This is a genomic window from Adlercreutzia mucosicola DSM 19490 (genome assembly GCF_000422625.1).
GTDB lineage: Bacteria > Actinomycetota > Coriobacteriia > Coriobacteriales > Eggerthellaceae > Adlercreutzia > Adlercreutzia mucosicola.
The window spans coordinates 32,259-52,944 of sequence record NZ_AUGK01000003.1 but is presented as its reverse complement, the minus strand read 5'-3'; the positions used below and the strand labels follow the sequence as shown (position 1 = coordinate 52,944).

At 63.0% G+C, this 20,686-nt stretch carries 19 protein-coding genes and 1 tRNA gene; 9 read left to right on the top strand and 11 right to left on the bottom strand.

Annotation, left to right across the window (positions count from 1 at the left end; translation table 11 throughout):
* Positions 1–30 precede the first annotated feature (30 nt).
* Together G503_RS0100225 and G503_RS12835 are read right to left on the bottom strand one after the other, a co-directional pair.
* Positions 31–849, bottom strand: a complete 819-nt coding sequence (locus tag G503_RS0100225) for an ABC transporter permease (RefSeq protein ID WP_028025998.1) — start codon at positions 847–849, stop codon at positions 31–33.
* The gene (locus G503_RS12835) at positions 846–1,739 is read right to left on the bottom strand and encodes an ABC transporter ATP-binding protein (protein WP_156891831.1); all 894 of its coding nucleotides are present in this window, start codon (positions 1,737–1,739) and stop codon (positions 846–848) included. Before G503_RS12835 ends, G503_RS0100225 begins: the two co-directional genes overlap by 4 nt.
* Before the next feature lie 274 nt (positions 1,740–2,013).
* Between G503_RS12835 and G503_RS0100215 the strand changes: the two genes are divergently transcribed.
* The 8 genes from G503_RS0100215 to G503_RS16140 all read left to right on the top strand — a co-directional run bounded on the left by G503_RS0100215 (position 2,014) and on the right by G503_RS16140 (position 9,405).
* Positions 2,014–2,538, top strand: coding sequence for a ferredoxin domain-containing protein (locus G503_RS0100215; protein WP_028025997.1), 525 nt, complete (start codon positions 2,014–2,016; stop codon positions 2,536–2,538).
* A 199-nt stretch (positions 2,539–2,737) separates the two neighbouring features.
* Positions 2,738–4,390 carry a hypothetical protein gene (locus G503_RS0100210; RefSeq protein WP_028025996.1) on the top strand — a complete coding sequence of 551 codons (1,653 nt, stop codon included), beginning with the start codon at positions 2,738–2,740 and terminating at the stop codon, positions 4,388–4,390.
* 71 nt (positions 4,391–4,461) lie between these two features.
* Entirely contained in the window at positions 4,462–5,199 is a 738-nt protein-coding gene (locus tag G503_RS12830; RefSeq protein WP_051190773.1) for a putative DNA binding domain-containing protein, read from the top strand.
* Between the two features lie 241 nt (positions 5,200–5,440).
* A complete protein-coding gene (locus tag G503_RS12825) occupies positions 5,441–5,908 on the top strand; it encodes a Panacea domain-containing protein (RefSeq protein WP_035021200.1) in 468 nt (155 codons plus the stop codon).
* The gene (locus G503_RS15830) at positions 5,905–6,927 is read left to right on the top strand and encodes a RelA/SpoT domain-containing protein (RefSeq protein ID WP_084636166.1); all 1,023 of its coding nucleotides are present in this window, start codon (positions 5,905–5,907) and stop codon (positions 6,925–6,927) included. The genes G503_RS12825 and G503_RS15830 overlap by 4 nt, the downstream gene beginning before the upstream one ends.
* 69 nt (positions 6,928–6,996) lie before the next feature.
* Positions 6,997–7,518 carry a ferredoxin domain-containing protein gene (locus G503_RS0100190; RefSeq protein ID WP_028025994.1) on the top strand — a complete coding sequence of 174 codons (522 nt, stop codon included), beginning with the start codon at positions 6,997–6,999 and terminating at the stop codon, positions 7,516–7,518.
* A gap of 82 nt (positions 7,519–7,600) precedes the next feature.
* Positions 7,601–8,074, top strand: coding sequence for a hypothetical protein (locus tag G503_RS0100185; RefSeq protein WP_028025993.1), 474 nt, complete (start codon positions 7,601–7,603; stop codon positions 8,072–8,074).
* Between the two features lie 254 nt (positions 8,075–8,328).
* Positions 8,329–9,405, top strand: a complete 1,077-nt coding sequence (locus G503_RS16140; RefSeq protein WP_235715461.1) for an IS1249 family transposase — start codon at positions 8,329–8,331, stop codon at positions 9,403–9,405.
* Between the two features lie 122 nt (positions 9,406–9,527).
* Here the strand turns inward: G503_RS16140 and G503_RS0100175 are convergent.
* Positions 9,528–9,605 (bottom strand) — tRNA-Met (locus tag G503_RS0100175).
* Positions 9,606–9,963: 358 nt separating this feature from the next.
* On the opposite strand from G503_RS0100175, the gene G503_RS12820 reads away from it, so the two are divergent.
* The gene (locus tag G503_RS12820) at positions 9,964–10,983 is read left to right on the top strand and encodes a DMT family transporter (RefSeq protein WP_235715451.1); all 1,020 of its coding nucleotides are present in this window, start codon (positions 9,964–9,966) and stop codon (positions 10,981–10,983) included.
* 229 nt (positions 10,984–11,212) lie between these two features.
* Here the strand turns inward: G503_RS12820 and G503_RS0100165 are convergent, their stop codons facing one another.
* The 8 genes from G503_RS0100165 to G503_RS0100130 form a co-directional block, all read right to left on the bottom strand.
* Positions 11,213–12,637, bottom strand: a complete 1,425-nt coding sequence (locus tag G503_RS0100165; RefSeq protein WP_028025991.1) for an amidophosphoribosyltransferase — start codon at positions 12,635–12,637, stop codon at positions 11,213–11,215.
* A 465-nt stretch (positions 12,638–13,102) separates the two neighbouring features.
* Positions 13,103–15,964, bottom strand: coding sequence for an AMP-binding protein (locus G503_RS12815; protein WP_051190769.1), 2,862 nt, complete (start codon positions 15,962–15,964; stop codon positions 13,103–13,105).
* An 18-nt stretch (positions 15,965–15,982) separates the two neighbouring features.
* Positions 15,983–16,822 (bottom strand): 1,4-dihydroxy-2-naphthoyl-CoA synthase, encoded by an 840-nt coding sequence (gene menB, locus G503_RS0100155; RefSeq protein ID WP_028025990.1) that lies wholly within the window; start codon positions 16,820–16,822, stop codon positions 15,983–15,985.
* A gap of 506 nt (positions 16,823–17,328) precedes the next feature.
* Positions 17,329–18,402, bottom strand: a complete 1,074-nt coding sequence (locus G503_RS0100150; protein WP_028025989.1) for a type IV pilus twitching motility protein PilT — start codon at positions 18,400–18,402, stop codon at positions 17,329–17,331.
* A gap of 20 nt (positions 18,403–18,422) precedes the next feature.
* Positions 18,423–19,007, bottom strand: a complete 585-nt coding sequence (locus tag G503_RS0100145; protein WP_028025988.1) for a hypothetical protein — start codon at positions 19,005–19,007, stop codon at positions 18,423–18,425.
* A complete protein-coding gene (locus tag G503_RS15330; RefSeq protein WP_156891829.1) occupies positions 19,000–19,758 on the bottom strand; it encodes a hypothetical protein in 759 nt (252 codons plus the stop codon). The genes G503_RS0100145 and G503_RS15330 overlap by 8 nt, the downstream gene beginning before the upstream one ends.
* On the bottom strand, positions 19,758–20,366 hold the full coding sequence (locus tag G503_RS0100135) for a DUF4860 domain-containing protein (protein WP_028025987.1): 609 nt from the start codon (positions 20,364–20,366) through the stop codon (positions 19,758–19,760). The genes G503_RS15330 and G503_RS0100135 overlap by 1 nt, the downstream gene beginning before the upstream one ends.
* Positions 20,363–20,686, bottom strand: a complete 324-nt coding sequence (locus G503_RS0100130) for a hypothetical protein (RefSeq protein WP_028025986.1) — start codon at positions 20,684–20,686, stop codon at positions 20,363–20,365. The genes G503_RS0100135 and G503_RS0100130 overlap by 4 nt, the downstream gene beginning before the upstream one ends.

Sequence of the window (20,686 nt, the reverse complement as noted above, 5' to 3'; positions counted from 1 at the left end):
GGTCGTATCTCGGCCGCGCCGGCACTTTCCCTACCCTTGGCCCCTCCCCGCGCCATCGTCGCGCAGGGCCGCATCCAAGTAATAGCCCTCGGCCGCAAAGCGCTTCTTGTAGGCGAGGAAGCACATCATGACGATGGACAACGTCGTGGCCGCCGAGATCATCAGCAGCACGACGATCTGGTATTTCGCCGCGATGACAGGATCGGCCCCGGCCAGAATCTGCCCCGACATCATGCCGGGAATCTGCACGATGCCCGCCGCCGACAGCCGTGCCAGCTCGGGCGTCATGCCCGCACCCACAGCCGCCTTGATCGACGGGAAGGCCGCCTCCCGCGGCGTGGCGCCCAGGGCCACCATCATATAGATCTCGTTCGACCGCGCGTCCATGCTGGCGAACAGCCGATCGATGGCCACGGCTGCCGAGGCCAGGGTATTGCCCAGAATCATGCCGGAAATGGGGATCATCTCCTTGGCGCTGTACCACGGATCGGCATGGATGATGCACTCCACGACCACCAGGGCGATGACGATCGACGACACCGTGATGGACAGAAACGTGTCCACCCACAGCCCGCGCACCACGTTCTTCGTGCGCCCCACGGCGATCTGCGTGGCCGCGATGCACATGCCCAGTAGCACCAGGCACACAAGCCACCAAGTTTGGTACTGGAACAGGTACACCAGCAGAAGGCCCATGGCCAGCAGCTGCAGAAACGCGCGCACCGTGGAGATGGCGATGCGCCGCGTCTGGCCCAGCCGCAGCCGCCACGACACCACGCCGGCCACCAGCATCAGCAAGCTGGCTGCCACCAGTTCCACGTAGCCGATGTTCACCACGCCACCCGTCATCGCGACCTCTCCTTCGGAGAGGCGGCGGGGCCGACCGCGCTGGCTGCCGTGGAAGCCGCCGAAGCTCCATCGGACGCGGCCGAGCGGCCAACGACCGAGGCACTTGGCCTTGCGTTCATCGCAGGAGCAGGAGGCGTGGGAGCAAGCGATGCCAGTATCTGGAAGACACCCATATCGTGGGCTGAGACATCGTCGGTGACAGGGGCGTTGTCGGCCGTCAAGGGGTTCTGCTGGTAGCTCATCGTGCCGCCGTCCAGGGTGAACACCCCGTAGGCGTAGCCGTCTTCGGCCCGATGGCGAATGCGCAGACAGGTGGTGCCGCTTGTGAGCAGGGCGCGCGTCAGCCGGCTCACGGCCACGGCCGATTGCTCGTCCAACGCGGCCTCCACTTCGTCCAGCAGCATCACTGTCGGCCGCGTCGTGAAGGCCCGCAACAGCGCCACCCGCGCCTGCTGGCCGCCCGACAGCTGGGCCGCGGCGTGATCGAGCCCCACCCCATCCAGCATCGCCAGCGACAACAGCGCACGCAGCACCTCATCGCTCGGCGGCGGCGTGCCGGCGTTCACCTTCAGCGTCCAGGGGAACAGCAGGTTGTCGCGCACCGTGCCCGGCACGAGCGCCGAGGCCTGGGGCACGAGACACACCCGGCGGCGCCACTGGGCCGGGCGAAACTGCCGACAGGGCACGCCCGCCAGCGATAGGGTGCCGCCCGAGCGCGGAATCATCAGCGCGCAGGCATTCAACAGCGTCGACTTCCCCGACCCCGACGGACCCGTCAGGTTGTACAGGCAGCCGGCTTCTAGCGAGAAACTCACGTCTGAGAACGGCACGAAGGGCTCGCCGCTGCGATGATACCGTACCCCGATATGTTCAACTTCAAATAAGGCCATGGCGCCATGGTACGCGACCCCGGCCGCCGGCACGGTCGCCCGTTGTCAACCGTGACCCATCTGGCAACTACCGCACCCGCAGGCGGCCTGAAGGCCGCCCCTACGAGAGCCTTCCGGGGGATTGCCTCTCCCTTCCGGGGGATTGTCTCTCCCTCCACTCTCCCTCCACTCTCCCTTTATCCTCCCCGGCCCGGTCTGCGGCGATTCCCTCCCTCGCCGCGGACCGGGCATCGGTGTAAGATGAGCCTGCACCCTTTGGACCTGAGGAGGACCCATGCTCTACAACGAACGCGACCTGCGACAGACCCAGGCTTTGGATATCGCCCAGAAGATGCTGGTGGCCGCACGGACGGCGCCGAAGGGCAAGGGCATCGATGTCGTGGAATGTGCCGTGATCGACGGCGACGACTTGGAAACCCTCGCCTGCACCATGGAGGCCATCGGGGAAGAGCGGGGGCATCAGTTCTTCCTGCGCGACGCCGGCTGCGTGCGAAACAGCCTGGCCGTAGTGCTTGTGGGCACACGCGAGCAGGCCCAGGGACTTAACTGCGGGCGTTGCGGCTTCGCCCGCTGCGGCGAGCGCGCGGTCGGCGTGCCCTGCGAAGTGAACTCCATCGACGTGGGCATCGCCCTAGGCGTCGCCTGCGCCAAAGCCGCCGACTACTGTGTAGACACCCGCGTGATGTTCAGCGCCGGCACCGCCGCCGACCGCCTGCGCCTGCTGGGTGACGACGTGGCTCAAACCTACGCCATTCCCATAAGCATCAGCTCCAAGAGCCCGTTCTTCGATCGCCGCTAGGATTGGCGAACGGCCGCAGAACGGCCTCGCGACGAGCCCTCGACACGGGGGCTGCCCGTCCATCGTCGGCACCGTTTCGTAGCTGCGCTCCCAAACGCTCCCTTCGCCCCAGAATCTCTTGAGGCCGCCGGCCGCATCCTATTATTATGGAAATCGTCGTCTTAACCGCTGGGCAGGATCGCACCGAGAAGAGGTCCTCATGCACGATCTGAACAAGACCATGTTCTACAAAACCTCCTTCGACATTCGCACGACGGATGAGGGCGACGATGCCCTGTGGAGCCTTCTGTGCAGCCTGCGGGCGTGGGCCACGCGCAAGTACCCGGCCCTTCCCCGGGAAGCGGCCTTCTGGAGCGCCCTCAAGCGAACAGGCCGCGTGCCCTTCCAGGAAAGCTGCCCCGTCCGTTTCCGTTCGGAGCTGTGCCTGGAAGACGGAGGGAACCACTGGGCCCTCACCATCGAGGAGATCGCCGAGGAGCCCGGTGCGGCCCCGCGCCACTGGACGACCGAGATCTTCTTCGCCTGGACGGCCGTAGATGCAGGCTCGGTGGCCGTCGCCCTGTCCTATGGCGACACGCCGGGCTTCCTCGGTCCCTGCCAGCCCGAGCCCTCGCTCACTTTCCCCGGCTTCATCCAGACCATTCTGGAAAACGATCGCCTTGTCAGCACCGCCTCGGGCCGGCCTTTGTCCCTTGAGCCCACCTTGCTGCACGTGGGGCAGTTCAAAGATCTGTGGAACCTCATCGCCGATGGCGAGCGGGAGACGCCCCTCGTGTACATCAGCCCCCGTTTCGAGCCCGGCAGCGACGAACCTTCCTTCGCCGTAGACCCGAAACGGGTGGCCGCGGCCTTGGGCCCCTCGGCCTTCGTGTGCTATTCCCAGGACGGGGCATTCACCCAGGAGATGTGCGCATGCATTCCCGACCTGGCCTTTCGCTGCTGTCATGGCACCGTACGCGTATACACCGGCCGTCCACGCGTGGAAGAGCCCGGCGACGCGGGCCGCCACCGCTTCTTCCCGGCCCGAGACATCGAGGCCATGGGTGAGGAGGCCTTCATCGGCATCCTGCGGCGGGCGCTGGCCCAGGACGTGCACTTCTACGAGACCATGCTGCGGGCCGACGGAGTGAAGCGGCGCCGCGCCTGGCTCATCCACACGAAGCAGGTGAAGGACGAATCCGTCTCGGAAGCCCTGGACATGGTGGAGGCGGCCGAAGAGGAGAAGGCCGTCGCCGTCGATCTTCTGGAGGAGCTGCACCACGAGAACGACCAACTGAAGGCCCGCAACGACGAGCTCGAAAGCGAGCTGTACCTGGCCCAGGCGAAGGCGACGACCCTCGAGGGCCAGCTCAGCCGGGCGGGACGACAGACAGAAAGCGCCAACGACCTGCACTGCTGGCCGCTGCCCTATGAAGATATCCTTCGGCTCTTCTGTGCGCACCACGGCGATCGCGTCGATTTCACCGATCGCGCCTATCAGTCGCTGGGCGATTGCATCACGGAGCCGGCGTTGGTCTGGAACGCCCTGCACGACCTGTGCGCTATCGCATACCCCCTCTTCGCCTCCCACGATGCCGGCGACTACGCCAAGAAGTTCAACAGCCAATCGGCCTTCGAGCTGAAGCGCGGCGCGGGGAAGATGACCCGCAAGGACAGCCGGCTCATGGCCCAGTACCAGGACACCTACCAGGGCCGCGCCATCAACGCGGAGGCCCACCTGGCAAAGGGAAACGACGACGCTAGCCCCAACAGCCTGCGCCTCTACTTCGTCTTCGACGAAGAGACCGGCCGTATCATCGTCTCGCACATCGGCAAGCACCTCGACAACTATTCCACCCGCTACCTGAAGTAGGCGATACGACCCGAAGAATCGCGCCAATCGCGCCATGGCGCAATTCTGAAAGGGATCACCCGTGGGGCGCTATGGCCAACGAGCAGCTGGTGGAATCAGCGGGGCTCTTCGGGAAGGACTACGCCACAGGGAAGGTGGGATACAACCTGGCTGCCATCATCCTGCTGGGAAAGGACGACGCTATCCGCTCGCTCTGTCCCGTCTACAAGACCGACGCCCTCGTACGCACCCACGACGAGGAGCGCTACGACGACCGTCTGATCGTGACCACTAATCTTCAGGACGCCTACCGCCTTCTTGCCGATTTCGGGCACAAACACCTGCCCGACCGGTTCGCTGTGGAAGGGGACTACGCTGTGAGCCCCCGCGACACTATCCTGCGTGAGCTTTTGGTCAACTGCCTTGTTCACCGGGAGTTCACGAGCCCCTTTCCCGCCAAAGTCGTTATCGGCCGCGAGGGCATTCGCACCGAAAACGCGAGCCGCGTCTCATTCGAGAGTCCCCTGGAGCCCGACACCTTCAGCCCGCTGCCGAAAAATCCGCTCATCGCGTCGTTCTTTTCGCATATCGGCTTAGCCGAGGAGCTGGGCAGCGGCACTCGGAAGCTGTTCAAAAGCTCACGTTTGTATACGGGCCGAGACCCCGAGCTGGAAGAAGGCCTCGTGCTCCGCGCCTTCGCGCCGAACCGCCCAACGAGCCATCAAAGAGCTCACGGAACAAGGGCATCTCGTACCTCACGGCAACGGTCGCAGCCGGGTGTACCGGCGCAACAAACGGGGCTAGCCGAGCGCCTCTGCCTCTCCACCTAGGGGCCGCTGCTTCTTCGCGCGACCCCCCTTCGGCTCTTCTTGTTCTGCAAAAGCACCCTGTCACATCGCCAAACAGGGATCATCGACAACGATTCTTCCGCTGAACTTAGCTGTTCCCCGCCGAGGCAAGTTGTCGAGATGCCTCACTTCTAGAAACTCTTCGCTGCTGCTGCAGGATTTTGCGATACATTGCCATGGAGCCCGTAGTAGAATGTTAAGCATCTTAAGGAAGGAGGCTATCATGGCAAATATTTTCGATGTTGCCGAGTTTATTCTTAACGATTTGGATACCTCCTCCACCATGAAACTGCAGAAGATAATTTTCTACAGCCACGCATATCATCTCGTTCATTACGGCTCACCCCTTGTTAACTCCCGAGTTGAGGCGTGGGCTAACGGCCCCGTGTTCCCAGAGCTTTTCAGCAAGCATCGCCACTCTTTCGTTGTTGCGCACGGTCACTTTGCCCCCTATGCCCCGGGTGAAAAGCTCACGACGAGCGAGGTTGTCTCGATACGCCGTGCGTTGCAGGCGTTTCGTTCTAAAACGGGATCTGAGCTCAGCGAACTCACTCACTCCGAGGTTCCGTGGGTAAAGGCCCGCGAGGGACTTTCTCCCTCCGCCCGTTCCCATAATGAGATCACCAATGCCGCTATACGTAGCTTTTATGCAGTGGGCACGGGCGCCAATCCTCTTTTCGCCGCGCGATGACCCACTATTCCAAGAAGGATGTTCGCAGGGCCGGTAAAGCAATTATCGACCCTGCGAGTTCTTTCCAAGAACGCAGAGAAGCAGAAGCGGTCGTTAATTTCTGGCGCGATTGTCATCGCCTGCCTTTGCAGCGTCTCCTCGAAGAACTGAACCGCACAATCGGAAACTCCCCCAGCTTCCTTATAGCCGGGCGCATAAAAAAGCTAGACACCATCATTGACAAAATGACTCGACGACAAGCTATTGCGAATCTGGCCGCCATGGACGACATAGCAGGTTGCCGCATTATCGTTCCCAATTTGGCTGCTCAGGAAAAACTTTGCCTCCAGCTATCTGCTATTGCAGAATGCGACAACAGCTGGTCGGATCGCCACAATTACATAGCCTCCCCTAAAGAAAGCGGCTATCGTGGACGCCATATGCTTTTTCGCTACCACGACGAGCAGCACGGCTATAAACTTACCGCCGAGTTGCAGGTTAGAACGGAATATCAGCACGCTTGGGCCACCGCCGTGGAAATGTACGACGCCGTAGCCAATGATCGACTAAAGTTTGGCGAGGGAGAAAATCGTTCAAATATCTTTTTCCAGAAAGTCTCTGCGCTACTTCGACAAATTGAAGAATCGGGTGAAGTGGATCGCACGTCAATCCGCTCTCTTGGGGACGAAAGTGGCAGCCTTCGTTCCACCTTGTCTATTCTCAAGATGCTCTCGGCCGCCTCGCAGTCAGTGTATGTAGTAGGAGGCCATCCCGCTCTTGCAGCTTCCGATTACTGCTTGGTAGACTTTGATCCGGCAGAGCAAATGATCGTTCTGACAAAACTCAGCCCTGAAGAAGCATTTGAGGCCTATTTCAGCAACGAGGACGACCCCGAGAAGCGCGCCCACAACCTTGTCCTCCTTCGAGGAGCGTCAATTGAAAAGCTCGCGGCCCTTTATCCCAACTATTTTGGCGACATATCGAAATTTGTGAACCTTTTTAATAAACTGATAGAACAGAATCTTGATGCGTTTGCCTAGTTCCCGACAATTCCGTTATTTTGAGAAAAACTGCCCTGACAACTCTTCTGAAACGAAAGCGAGGCGACCATGGTCTACAACGAACGCGAGCTGCGGCGGAACCAGGCGTTGGATATTGTCCAGAAGATGTGCGTGGCAGCGCGGACGGCCCCCAAGGGCAAGGGCGTCGACATCGTGGAATGCGCCGTGGTAGACGGCGACGAGCAGGAGGCGCTGGCCTGCGCCATGGAAGCCATCGGCCAGGAGCGCGGGCACCGGTTCTTCCGGCGCGATGCTGGCTGCGTGCGGCGCAGCCAATGCGTCGTGCTCGCGGGAACGCGCACCAAGATGCAGGGTCTGAACTGCGGCTACTGCGGCTTTCCCACCTGCGGCCAGAAGCCCGCGGAAGTCCCTTGCGAGATTAACGCCGTGGATGTGGGTATCGCTCTCGGCTCCGCTGTGTCCCGCGCCCAGCTGTATGGGGTGGACACCCGCATCATGTTCTCCGCCGGCACCGCCGCCCCCCTGGGCCTGCTCGGGGAGGGAGTAAGGCAGGTGTACGCCATCCCCGTGGGCATCAGCTCCAAAAGCCCTCTCTTCGACCGAAGCTAAAACCGAGGCGCCGCTATCGCTCCGGCACGCCCGTGAGAATCGCGCCAATCGCGCCATGGCGCAATTCCGAAAGGACGGATTCATGGATGCACAGCAAGCACTCGCATGTTTTCAGGCGAAGGACGGAACCGGCACGTGGGAGGTCTTCGCCTGGGGAATCGCGGTTAACGGCGAGCGCTACTACTTCACGAGGCAATCCCACATCGTGTGCGCCGGCCTGCTGGGACGCACCGAGAGGCACGTTTGCCAAACGGAGGAGAAGGACGACGGCTTCGGCGCCATGGCGGCCTTGGCCGTCTATCAGGAAACAGGCAGCCTTTCAGACGCCGGCCTCGCCGCCTGGGCCCTGGGTGGCTCGAGCATCAGTACCCACGTCGACACCCGGGAGATCCCCGGCAACGTGACCCTCTCCATCGGACACCTGCGCGTTGGCCGCAGCCGAGGGCATTCCCTGCGCTATCGGGAAGATGGCCGCTGGGTTCAAGTGGACGCCATCCAGCACTTCGCCGATGCGACCCTCGCCGCCATCCGAGCCTATCGCGCAGGAGCGCTGTAAGTGCGCTTGCCTTTTCCTCAGGGTTCCAAATAGGGTTATGGCTCAAAAAGCGTGCTCCTTTTGGTAAACAATCGTGAGGTAGTTCTCCGTAAATCACCGTTCCAAGTTGTCTCCCCGCAACTTTTCACTGGCTCAAAAAGCGTGCTCGTGTAGATATTGACACGCCCGCTCAGGCAAGCTTTTCCAAAAGAGAAGTTGCCTCGAGACGGGATCGGATAGTGAACAACCCAAAATGCGAGATCTGCGATCGCCCGATGCGCAAGAACGGAACGACGTCCTCCGGCAGACAGAGATGGCGCTGCAGCGCCTGCGGCTGCTCCTCGGTTCGCAAGATAGACTCCCGCGCCAAGCGCCTCGACATGTTCCTGAGATGGCTCTTCTCGAAGGCGACGCAAGCGGACATGGGATGCTCTCGCGCGACATTCAAAAGGATGACGAGGGAGTTTTGGCGCATATGGCCGATCGCCCCGTTCACGGGCGAGGTCTGCGACGCCGTCTTCTTGGACGGCATCTGGATCGGGCGGGATGCGGTCGTGCTCATAGCCTGCACGAGGGAGCACGTGCTGGCATGGCATCTGGCGCGATCCGAATGCGCAAGCGCGTGGGCGGCCCTCATGATGAGAATGCCCGCGCCCGCCATGGCGGTAACAGACGGAGCGCCCGGATTCGCGAAGGCGGCGAGCGCGATATGGCCGGCAACGCGCATCCAGCGCTGCACCTTCCACGCCTTCTGCCAGGTGAGGAGATGCACGACGAGCCGCCCGAAGCTCGACGCGGGCATCGAGCTCTACTCCCTTGCCCGCCGCCTATCCAAGGCAAAGGACGCCAATGCCGCAGTGCAATGGCTTGCCGACTATGCGATGTGGTGCTCTAAATGGGAGAAGTTCTTGCGGGAGTTCACCTTGGGGGACGGGCGCAAGCAGTATGTCCACGAGCGCCTTCGCAAGGCGAGGCGAGCGCCCAGCAAGCCTGTGGGGTCGGGCGAGCTCTTCACCTTCGTCGAAATGTCCGAAGAGCGAGGGGGCGAATGGGACTCCACCAACAACATGATCGAGGGCAGCGCGAACGCGCAGCTTCGCGAGGTGCTCCGATTGCATCGAGGGCTCTCGACGATCAGGCGCATCAAGGCGATTTTTTGGTGGTGCTATATGCACACAGAAAGCCCTTTGCCCCCAGCTGATATCCTGCGCGTAATGCCGACCGATGACCAGGTGGAAGGACTTTTCGCATCAACTTCCAAAAAGCGCAAGCGAGACGATGGGGCGCCTGAGGAATACGGGTCAGGAATCAACTGGGGCGAGTTCCATATGCCAACCCGGTACAGACAGTGAATAATGCTAGGAGCACACTTTTTGAGCCTTAACCCGCCTTAACCCGCCTTAACCCTTTTTTGTCCTATAACCCCAGAAGTACAAAAAAGTCGGCAGCTTTACACTGCCGACCTCAAGTTTCTTGGTCGCGGGGGGCGGATTTGAACCACCGACCTTCGGGTTATGAGCCCGACGAGCTGACCAGACTGCTCCACCCCGCAATGGGTTGCCTCTCAAAGGCAAGGATATATATTACTCTAACCCCAGCCAATTGCAAGAAAGAAATTCCCTACGCCAATGACAGCACAATTCCTGCACACAAAAGCTTCCGCTTGATCTTTGGAGATGAGCAGAATCCGCTTTACTGGACAAAAAGGCCTCGAGTGAGCTCGCTTTTGCGATATTTTCTCTCGGAATATCTGTTATTCGTTAATTTCAACCGATGCGGCAGCCCATATTCCTTCTTTTACGCCCGAAAATCAGCCTAAAAACAGCGCGCGCCGCTCACTCGAGGCCTTTTTGTCCCAAAATCCTGAAACTGCTCGTCCGTGCTATGATGCAGCGGCTATGGTTTCCCTCATGCGACATACCAACGTGCCCCCGTGGGTCTACAAGGCCGCGCTGCTCCTGTCGGCAGCCATTTGGGGCATGGGCACCGTGGTCATCAAGTCCACCGTCGACGCCTTCCCGCCCTCGTGGCTCGTCGGCGTGCGCTTCCTGGGGGCCGGCCTCATCTTAGGAGCCGTCACCCTGCCGCGCATTCGCCAGGCCTACGCCCGCAACAAGCGCGGGCACCTGCGCGACGGCGCCGTGCTCGGCGCGCTCCTGTTCGCCTCCTACTGGTGCAACTCCACCGGGCTTACCGACACCACAGCCTCCAACAGCTCGTTTCTCACCACGCTCTATGTGGTCATCATCCCGTTCCTCGGCTGGATCATCATCGCGAAGCGGCCCACCCGGTTCAACATCGCCGCCGCTCTGCTCTGCGTTGCGGGCGTTGCCTGCGTGGCCTACGGCGGCGCCGGCGCCTTCTCGCTGCGCTTCGGCGACCTCATCACCCTGGCCTCGGCGTTCTTCCTCAGCCTGCACGTGCTGTACACGGCGAAGTACGCCCCGGGCCGCTCCATGACGCTGCTCACGGTCATCCAGTTCGTCACCGCCGGCATCCTCGGCCTCATCGTCGGCGCCGCCACCGAGCCCACGCCGCACTTCGCAGCCCTCGGCGCCGACACGTGGATCAGCCTTGTCTACATCACGGTATTCGCCAGCTGTGTGGCCCTGGGCCTCCAGAACATGGCCGTGGCCCGGGTCGATCCCGCCCAGGCGTCGCTGTTTCTGGCCACCGAATCGGTCTTCGGCGTCACGTTCTCCATCCTGCTGCTCGGCGAAGTGCTCACCCTCTCGTCGTTCGCCGGCTTCGCCCTCATCTTCGCTGGCATCGTCATCAGCGAATACCTGCCCCTGCGAGCCGAGAAGAAGGCCGTGGAACGGGGTGAGGGCCTCACCGCTCCAGCCAGCCAGGATTATACCCTCCAAGCAAAAGCGGCAGCCGAAGCCGCCGCCCTTGAACTTGACGAAGCCGATGCCGCCCTGCGGTAGGGCGCGCAAGCCAACGAGCAAGGGCCGATCACGGCATAGGCGGTGCGATATTCCAGCCGCTCTCGATCCGCTCTCTATTCACTCTCGAAGTCGCACTCTCTATCGAGAGCATTTTCGAGAGTGAATAGAGAGTGAATAGAGAGCGGATCGAGAGTGCCGCAAAAAAGGAGCCAACCTGGGTCGGCTCCTTTGAGAACAGCACTACGGTCGTGAATGCAGAAATGAACTTTTACTCCCGGCCGTCCCAGCAGTAGGTGCAGATCTTCTCCGGGTCGATGCCGATGGCCTCGATCATGCCGGTCAGGCTCTGGTAGCTCAAAGAGTCGAAGCCCATGTCCTCGCAGATGGTCTTCAGCAGGCACGCTCCGCGCTCGGTGGTGGCATCGGCGTACTCGTCCAGATGCGCCACGCCCTCTTCGCCTTCCAGCGAATCCACCACGCGGCGGGCGATCAGATCCATATCGGACTTGCTCGACGAGAAGCTCAGGTACTTGCAGCTGTACATGATGGGCGGGCAGGCGCTGCGCATGTGCACCTCAGCCGCACCCGAATCGTACAGGAAGTTCACCGTCTCGCGCAGCTGGGTGCCGCGCACGATGGAATCGTCCACGAACAGCAGCTTCTTGTCGCGGATGAGCTCGGGCACCGGCACCTGCTTCATGTTGGCAATCTTGTTGCGCAGATCCTGGTTGGCCGGCATGAACGAGCGCGGCCAGGTGGGCGTGTACTTGATGAAGGGGCGCCCGAAGGGCATGCCGCTTTCCGTGGAGTACCCAATGGCATGGGGCACGCCGGAGTCGGGCACGCCGGCCACGTAATCCACCTGGGGCTGCGCGCCGCGGGCCGCCTCGTCGCGGGCCATGATGGCGCCGTTGCGATAGCGCATAACTTCCACGTTCATGCCCTCGTAGTTGGAATTGGGGTAGCCGTAGTACACCCACATGAAGGCGCACATCTTCATCTCGTCGCGCGCCGGCGAGAGCACTTCGATGGCATCGGGCGTCAGCCGTACGATCTCGGCCGGCCCCAGCTCGTACTCGTCATGGTAGCCCAGCTTGTGGTAGGCAAAGCTCTCGAAGGCCACGCAATGGCCGTTCTCGTCGCGCCCCACCAGCACGGGCAGGCGCCCCATGAAGTCACGGGCCGCAATGAGGTCGCCCGCATCGGTCATGATGAGCAGCGTGAGCGACCCATCCACCTTCGACTGGGCGTACTGAATGCCAGCCACCAGATTGTCCTTCTGGTTGATGAGCGCCGCCACCAGTTCCGTCGCGTTCACCGCGCCCGAACTAAGCGCCATGAACTGGCTATTGCGGCCCGAGAAGTACTCTTCCACCAGCTCCTCGGCGTTATTGATAGCCCCAATAGTGGTAATGGCAAAGGTGCCCAAGTGCGACCTCACCAACAGCGGCTGCGGATCGGCGTCGGAGATGCAACCCACCGCGCTCGTGCCGTGGAAGCGCACGATGTCGTCTTCGAACTTCGTGCGGAAGGGGGTGTTCTCAATGGAGTGAATCTGACGCTGGAAGCCGCTCTCGTGGTCGTGCACGATCATGCCTGCACGCCGTGTTCCCAGATGAGAGTGATAATCCACGCCGAAAAACACATCCAGCACCACGTCGCGCCGGGAAACTGCTCCGAAAAAGCCGCCCACGAAAATCCTCCGTCTCAGAAAGATTGCCTTACGGAGTCAGTATAAATGGTGCATGCGGACGAATGTTGCCCAACGGTTAATTGGCTTGAAAATCACGCTTTCGGGGATGGAAAACCTCTTGCGGGAGGGCCAAAGGCCGTTCCTGCGGGACAACGGGCCCCGCGCGTCTTGCCCTCACGACGTCTTCCCTGGTGAAGAGCGACCGCGAGTTCTGCTTGAGCCGAGTTCGTCCCCGAAACCGTGTTTTTCAAGCCAGAAAACGGAAGGGACAGCTTGCGGAGGGGCCCCGCGGCGCGATGATTTGGCGGGCACACCATCGTGGTTGCTCGGCCGAGCTGAAGCCCGCCCCTACGGGGGAGGGGGCGTCGCCGACATCTCACGTCTCTTGCGGGCGGCCTGAAGCCCGCCCTACGGGCCGTCCCGCTCTGCCTCGCCCGGCATTGCGCGGCCGAGCTGAAGCCCGCCTTACGGGACAACGGGAGCGGCGCTTGCGCTTCCGGCTTCTACCACGAAGCGGCGCTGGCGCACCTCGGCCAGGGCGCGGGGAACCAGATCGCAGCCGATGCCGCTTTCGTGACCAGGGGCGTTCAGCGTGATAATCCCATCGGGCACCTCGTAGGCCGGCTCGGTCAGATCGATGTCGAAATAGCGGTCAGTCGCCCCCAAATCGCCGGGGATGACCACCCCGGGCAGCGTCTGAAAAGCCGCGTGAGCGAAACGCGAGATACCCGTGTCGTACATCCCGCTCATGCACACCTCGCGCCCTTCGGACAACGCCCGATGCACGAACTCCAAGGCCGGCTGTATGCCGCCGAACTTCCCGATCTTCACCATGGCACAACGCAGTTCGGGATAGTCGAACAGCCAGGTGGCCTCATGGCGGTTCACGAACGATTCGTCTACGCAGATGGGCATGGCCAGCGTGTGCTGGAACGACGCCAGCCGCGCGAACGCGTTCTCATGACGGCTCACCCCGGCCGCGCTCAGGTTCAGCGGCTCTTCGATCCAGCCGATATCCAGCTGATCGTAGGCGCGCAGCTCGGCCATATGATGCAGGCTAAAACTCTGGTTCGCATCCAGCGTGATCAGCAGATCGGGGAAGGCCCGCCGCACGGCGCGCACCGCCGGAAGCCCCTTGCCCGGAGCCACCTTCAGCTTGATGCGCTGGTAGCCCTGGCGCACGCAGGCGCGCACGTCCTCCACCGTTTGAGCCGGCGTGCCCAACCCCACCACCGCACCGCTGTACACCTGGCGCGCAGGCGAGCGGTAGGGCACCGATGCCTTTCCCACCGCTGGCGGCTCTCCGTCGCGGAAGGTGGCGGCGCGACTGATATGATCGAACTCCTCGCCGATCAGCGCCCATAGCGGGGCCTCGGTGATCTTGCCGTACAGGTCCCAACAGGCCATCTCCAGCGCGCTGCACGCCATGGGGAAGGCTGCGGCCCCCTCCAGCGCGGCGAAGTCGCCCGACACCTCGCGCGGATGCAGGTAGGTGCGCGCGATCACCTGGGGCGCCAAAAGCTCGCGCAGCACTCGCAGGTCCTCTTCCAAAGTTTCGGGCAGATACCAGTCGGTGTCGAAGGCGGTGCACTCGCCCAAGCCCACGCGACCCTTCTTGTCCACCACCTCCACTAAGATCAGCTCGCGGTAGGTCAGTGTCTCCTTCGGCGTTTTGAATGGCTTGGAAAACGGCAAGCGCACCCGATGCAGCACCACGCGCGCGATGTCGATATGCTGGCGGAACAGCCCCTCGCAGGCAGCGCGATCAATCTTGCCGATGCCCGCACGCGGCATCTCGTTCACGATGCAGATTTGCTCGGGTATGTACAGGCGCGACAGCCGCTTGGACAGCGCCTGGCGAATGGAGGCCACGCTGAGCGGCGGCGCGCCCGGGGCCAATTCCACCACGGCAGCGGGGCGACGCCCCCAGCGAGCGTCGGGCACACCGAACACGTAGGCGTCCGAGATGCCGGGAATGCGCACGAGGGCGTCCACGATCTCAGCGGGGTACACGTTCTCGCCGCCCGAGACGAACATGTCGGCGGTACGCTCGCGAATGTACAGGCAGCCCTCGTGCAGGGCCGCCGTGTCACCAGTCAGGAAAAAGCCGTCCACGGTGAAAGCCGCCCGCGCGTTGGCATAACCGCCGAACACCCCGGGGCCGCGCAAGGCCAAGCGGCCGAAACCGCCTTCATCGGGGTCCACGATACGGGCGGAATAACCGGGTAGCAGGCGCAGTCCGCCCGTGAACTGGGATGTGATCAGGGTGTTCGCCACCTGGCTCGAGGTTTCGGTCATGCCGTAGCTGGCATACACCCGCGCTTTCACCGCCAGGGCGCGACGCACCGTGTTCGCGTTCAGCGGGCCGCCACCGAGCAGCACGCACTGGTACTGGTCCAGACTGCCCCGCGTCGCAGCCGCGCCCGGGCCGCCCGCAGCCGCGCCCGCAGGCGCAACCGCCCCGGCAGCCGCGTCCACACCCGTCGCGCCCTTCCGCCGCGCCGCCCGCTCCCACGACAGTTGCACGTTCAACATGTCCTGCAGCATTTTGTCAACCACAGAGATATGCGTGACGTGGTGCACCGCCGCATCCTCCAGAATGCGCGCGGCGTCAAACCCCTCGTACAGTCGCAGGGGCCAGCGGCTGCACACGCTGCGCACCAGCACCTGGAAGCCGCCCACATGGAACAGGGGCAACACCGCCTGCCACAGGCCGCGACTGCCATGGCGCCCCGCCAGCACGCGGTTCGACGCCCCCGCCGACTCCACCAGATTGCTCCAGGTCAGCTCGGCCCCCTTGGGCTTGCCCGAGGTGCCCGACGTGAACATGAGCAGCGCCCGCTGATCGGGATCGAAAATGTGCGCCGCCCGTTCCGCGAAGTGAATGGCGTCCTCCACCGACCCGCCCAGCGAGTCGTCCACGCGGCCGCCGCGCTCGCCGCGCAGCAGCGAGTTGCACACCTGCTCGAACAGGCGCGGCTCCGATTCGCCATCGATGCGATAGGCGATACGCACACCGCAGCGCTCCAGCTCCAGGATGCGCGTCAGCTTCTCCGCCGCCGTCAGACGATGGTTCAGCGCCACCAGCCCGAACGACCCGTAAGCCGCAGCCAAGGTCAGAAACACATACATGGGACAGTTCGGCAGATCCACCGCCACCATGTCGCCGGGGAACACCCCCTTATCGCGCAGGCGCCGCGCCAGCTGGGCCGCCAGCAGCCGCGTCTCGCGATAGGTGTAGGACGTCTCCTCACCCCGACGATCGACATAGGAAAAGAACACCGAATCAGGGCGCGCCTGGGCTGTGCTTTCAAATATATCGATCATCGGAGCGCGAAACCCATCCTACGGAAACTTCGGGAACTGGGTAAAGTCGGGAGCGCGCTTCTCCTTGAAGGCATCGCGGCCTTCCTTGGCCTCGTCGGTGGTGTAGTACAAAAGCGTCGCGTCGCCAGCCAGCTGCTGGATGCCCGCCAAACCGTCGGTGGCAGCGTTGAAAGACGCCTTCATGAAACGCAGGGCCGTGGGGCTGAACTGCATCATCTCCGCCGCCCAGTCCATGCACTCCTGCTCCAGGTCGTCGAAGGGCACCACCTTGTTCACCAGGCCCATCTCCAAGGCCTCGGCGGCGCTGTACTGACGGCAAAGGTACCAAATCTCGCGCGCCTTCTTCTGGCCCACGATGGCGGCCAGATACCCCGCGCCGTAACCGGCGTCGAAGGAGCCCACCTTAGGGCCGGTCTGACCGAACTTCGCCGTGTCGGCAGCGATGGTGAGGTCGCACAGGATAGAGAGCACGTGCCCGCCACCGATGGCGTAGCCGTTCACCATGGCGATCACGGGCTTGGGCACCACGCGGATAAGTCGCTGCAGGTCCAGTACGTTCAGGCGTGGGATGGAGTCCTCGCCCACGTAGCCGCCGTTGCCGCGTTTCTTCTGGTCGCCGCCCGAGCAGAACGCCTCGTCCTCGTGGGCACCGCCGTGGTTCACGCCCGTCAGCAGGATCACGCCCACCGACGCATCATCGCGCGCCAGGTTGAAGGCGTCGTACATTTCCATCACGGTCAGCGGCGTGAACGCATTGCGCCGATGCGGCCGATTGATGGAGACCTTCGCCACGCCGTCGCACAGCTCATAGCGAATCTCGCGATACTCCTTACCGATCTTCCAATCGAAAGTGCTCAAACTTCCGTCCTTCCCCTTAATCGCCCCAAAAATAAGCGCGTTTTCCTAACCGATCATAATACCGCAGAACCCCGTCGCGGTCTGGAAAAACAGCCTCGCTTTAGGAAAAGCTCCCCCAGAGGAACTCCGACGGAAGCACCAAGGCAACTAGCAGCATCGCTTTCGCAAATGCTCTCCCCTCCGTCTATGCAGCGGAATTTTGAAGCAAATGCCTTCGAAAGTGGCACTGAACTTCGAAAAGTAAGCGAACCCTGCCCAAGACTCTCGCATTACTCTCCATCGAGCCACGCTCAACAGGGAAAACAACACCAATTGCAGCAAGAGCCGTCACTGGATTGCAAAAAGTTCGCCGCCTCTGTCTACTTTTCGCAATCCAGCGCCACTTTCAGCGAATTCTTTTTAAAAAACGGGACGCCGCCCTTTAAGAGCAGCGTCCCGTTTGAAGAATGATGCCGAGGCAGAGCGCCCCGCCACATTAAGTTTTTCGGGCAATTTTCGGGTATCGCCTACATGCCCTCGCTCTCGAAGCGCTTCTTCAGGGCCTCCTGGTGGATGGCGTGCTGCAGGGCCACTTCCCGGGCCACGACGCCGTCCCTCACCAAGCGGTACAGGCTCTGGTCCATGGTGCGCATGCCGGCTCCGGCGCTGCTGGCGATGACCGAGTCGATCTGGTGGGTCTTCTCCTCGCGAATGAGGTTGCGGATGGCCGGCGTGGCGGTCATTATCTCGAAGGCCGGCACGATGCCGCCGTCCACCGTGGGCACCAGCTGCTGGGACACCACGGCCTGCAGCACCATGGACAGCTGCATGCGAATCTGGCGCTGCTGGTTGGCGGGGAAGGCGTCGATGATGCGATCCACCGTGGAGGATGCGCCCGTGGTATGCAAGGTGGAGAACAAAAGCTGGGCCATCTCGGCGGCGGTCATGGCCGTGCCGATGGTCTCCTGGTCGCGCATCTCGCCGAGCAGAATCACGTCGGGGCTCTCGCGCATGGCGGAGCGCAGGGCCTCGGCGTAGGTGGCCACGTCCGAGGGAATCTCGCGCTGGGTGACGATGCAGCCCTCGTGGCGATGCACGTACTCGATGGGGTCCTCCATGGTGATGATGTGGCCCGTGCGGCTCTTGTTCAGCTTGTCGATGATGCAGGCGAGCGTGGTGGACTTGCCGGCACCGGCCGGGCCCGTGACCAGCACGAGACCCTTCTGGAAGTCGGCGCAGGCCATGACATCTTCGGGGATGTGGTAGGCCTCAGGCTGGGGCAGCGTGAAGGGGATGACGCGGATGACGGCACCCAGAGAACCGCGCTGGCGGAACACGTTCACGCGAAAGCGACCCAAGCCGGCCACGGCGAAGGAGAAGTCGTCATCGTGGTTGTGGCCGTCCAGGAAGATGGCCACGTCGCGGCCCGACAGACCGTAGATGGCCTCCACGAGCGCACGCGTGTCCGCGGGCATGAGCGGCGCCATGTCCATGCGAACCTGGCGGCCTTCGGCAGTGTAGGTCAGCGGCAGACCAGCCACGATGAACACATCCGAGGCCTTCTTGTCGATCATTTCCTGCAGCAGAGTCTTCAGTTCCATGAGTTCGCTTTCTCCTATCTCTAGCCGAGCCACAGGTTCTCGCCTGCGCCGTCGTCGGTCCATTGGGTCGTGGTCTTCCATTGCTCGATGGTATAGGTATCGTTGTTGCTCACACGAAGCACCACGGCCAGGGTGCGGCCGCTGTCCATGGCGAACGTCGCGGAGATGAGTTCGCCGTCGAAGGTGCCGGACACCGTGATGGCTCCCGCGCCCCCATCGTCATCGCTGATAGTCGTGCCAGCGGCCGGAACGGTACCACCCGAGGAGGTCTCGTCCTCGATGGCCTCGCCGGCCGGAACGGCGCCTGCCGCGGCCGCATCGCCAGCAGGGGCAGCCGTCACCGCAACGCCGTACTCCGCCAACACCGCTTCCAAAGCCGTCTCGCCGCCAGAGGCCAGAGCCCCATCCACGGCAGCCACGAATTCCTGCCCCTGCACTTCCAGCTGATAAGTTTCCGTGGTAGTAGCTGCCTGGCGCTCGGTGATGGAAAGCTCGGCCCGGGCCGTGGTGATAGAAAGCACCGCCAGCACCGCCAAGCACAAGATGATGATCAGGGTGAACAGGCTGATCGGGCCGATGCGCACCGATCCATGGGGTCTAGCCACGAGACACCTCCCCTTCGGTCGGAGTCGCATCCGTGCCATCGGCAGCCGGTGCCTCGACCGCACCCGTCACGGGCGGCGCCGCAGGATCGTCCAGCACAACCGACAGCGACTCTCCCTCGACCGCGCCGGCAGCCGACGGCGAGACGCGGGCGCCGTCGTTGGCCACGTAGCACGCTGTCTCCAACGTGTACACCGGCTCGGCCGCGCCATCGGCACCGGAGCCCTCCGCAGGGGCGGGCTTTGGCCCGCCCGAGCCTGCGCCCGCCAACTCCGCCGCAGCCGCGCCCTCATGCCACACCGCGATACGGGCGCGGTACATCGTGCCCGCCGCCAGGGGCTCGGCCTCCACAATGCGCGTCATCACGAGCCCCGTGCCGTACCGCACACGAGCGGCCTCTTCCTCGTCGCCCAGCGCGCCTGTGGCCGTCACCAACTCGGGGTTCGCGGCGAACTCCTCCGCCGCGTTCGACGCCAAGGTCATGGCCTCCATGAGGTCGGCGCTCTGCCGACCCGCGGCATCGGCGTCGGCATTCAGTTCCATAAGCACCGCCAGCGAGCCGGCTAAAAACACCAGCAGCAGCAAGGCCTCCACGATGAAGGCCGCGCCGGGCCACACCGACCGCTCGGCGCGATGACGGCCCACATACTCATGATAGCGCTCCATGCGCTCGTCTCCGGCCGCCGTCCCCTGGGCGTGGCCGGCCACAGAATAGGCCGTCATGGAGCGACGGCGCGTGCTTCCTCCGGCCATCAGCGCTCACCTCCCCCGCTGCGCAGGGCCACCGACACTTCGCCGGCATCGGTCACAATAGTCAGCAAACCGTTCTCGTAGACAAAACCGAACACCGACGAATCCACGATGGCCGTGGCCTTCTCGGGATCGTAGGGCGCTTCGGCCAGGGCGTACTCTTCCATGATAGTGCCGTCGTAGGAATACAGGCGCGTCTCGTATACGCCGCTCGGCAGTGTCTCGCGCAACACCAGCGCCGGGCCGTCCAGCACGCAGCGCTCCGTTCCCTCGATGGTCGCGGAATCCAGCCCTGCGCCCGCCTCGGCCACCTCGATCTGCACCTTATCGGCGCTCACCCAGGCACCGGCCACGGCGTTGATCTGGTCGTTGGCCCGCACGTCGTTAGCCAGCAACGTCAGCGACAGGCGCTGGTTGTCGGCCACATCACCCTCCTGGTGCAAGGTCCTGTACACGCCCGTACCCGTGAGAATGGCCATCAGTAGCGTAATCACGAACAGCGCGAACAGCATGCCCGTGAACACGCGGCCGAAATCGCGCTCGCGGCGCCGGGGATTGCCGCCGTAGGCCTTCCCCGCAGCCAGCGTATCCGCCGCCTTCTTCCTATTCATCGGGGCATCACCACCACGCTGGGAGGCACATTCGACGCGAAGGCCTCGTAGGTCACGGCGTAGTCGTCGTGATTCACGATGAGCCCGTAGTGCTCTTCCAAGTACTTCAGCGACGAGGGGTAGGCGCCTTCCACGGCGGCGCACTGCATGGCCGCGTCCATCACGGCGTTGCGCACCGACAGCGCGCCCTGGGCCTCGGCCTCGACGTTGACCGCATCCCACGCGAACCACAGTGACACCGCCAGCGCCACGGCGGCCACCAGGGCCACCGTGCGCCGGGTGCGGCGCCGTCTCGCTTGGGCTGTCTTTCCGTGCATCAT

Bases quoted from the DNA above. Each gene is read 5' to 3' on its own strand.
- G503_RS0100215 (WP_028025997.1), top strand. From the start codon at position 2,014: ATGCTCTACAACGAACGCGACCTGCGACAGACCCAGGCTTTGGATATC.
- G503_RS15830 (WP_084636166.1), top strand. From the start codon at position 5,905: ATGACCCACTATTCCAAGAAGGATGTTCGCAGGGCCGGTAAAGCAATT.
- G503_RS16140 (WP_235715461.1), top strand. From the start codon at position 8,329: ATGCGCAAGAACGGAACGACGTCCTCCGGCAGACAGAGATGGCGCTGC.
- G503_RS0100210 (WP_028025996.1), top strand. From the start codon at position 2,738: ATGCACGATCTGAACAAGACCATGTTCTACAAAACCTCCTTCGACATT.
- G503_RS0100150 (WP_028025989.1), bottom strand. From the start codon at position 18,402: ATGGAACTGAAGACTCTGCTGCAGGAAATGATCGACAAGAAGGCCTCG.
- G503_RS12820 (WP_235715451.1), top strand. From the start codon at position 9,964: ATGCGACATACCAACGTGCCCCCGTGGGTCTACAAGGCCGCGCTGCTC.
- G503_RS0100185 (WP_028025993.1), top strand. From the start codon at position 7,601: ATGGATGCACAGCAAGCACTCGCATGTTTTCAGGCGAAGGACGGAACC.
- G503_RS15330 (WP_156891829.1), bottom strand. From the start codon at position 19,758: ATGGCCGGAGGAAGCACGCGCCGTCGCTCCATGACGGCCTATTCTGTG.
- G503_RS0100190 (WP_028025994.1), top strand. From the start codon at position 6,997: ATGGTCTACAACGAACGCGAGCTGCGGCGGAACCAGGCGTTGGATATT.
- G503_RS0100135 (WP_028025987.1), bottom strand. From the start codon at position 20,366: ATGAATAGGAAGAAGGCGGCGGATACGCTGGCTGCGGGGAAGGCCTAC.
- G503_RS12830 (WP_051190773.1), top strand. From the start codon at position 4,462: ATGGCCAACGAGCAGCTGGTGGAATCAGCGGGGCTCTTCGGGAAGGAC.
- G503_RS12835 (WP_156891831.1), bottom strand. From the start codon at position 1,739: ATGGCCTTATTTGAAGTTGAACATATCGGGGTACGGTATCATCGCAGC.
- G503_RS0100225 (WP_028025998.1), bottom strand. From the start codon at position 849: ATGACGGGTGGCGTGGTGAACATCGGCTACGTGGAACTGGTGGCAGCC.
- G503_RS12815 (WP_051190769.1), bottom strand. From the start codon at position 15,964: ATGATCGATATATTTGAAAGCACAGCCCAGGCGCGCCCTGATTCGGTG.
- G503_RS12825 (WP_035021200.1), top strand. From the start codon at position 5,441: ATGGCAAATATTTTCGATGTTGCCGAGTTTATTCTTAACGATTTGGAT.
- G503_RS0100130 (WP_028025986.1), bottom strand. From the start codon at position 20,686: ATGATGCACGGAAAGACAGCCCAAGCGAGACGGCGCCGCACCCGGCGC.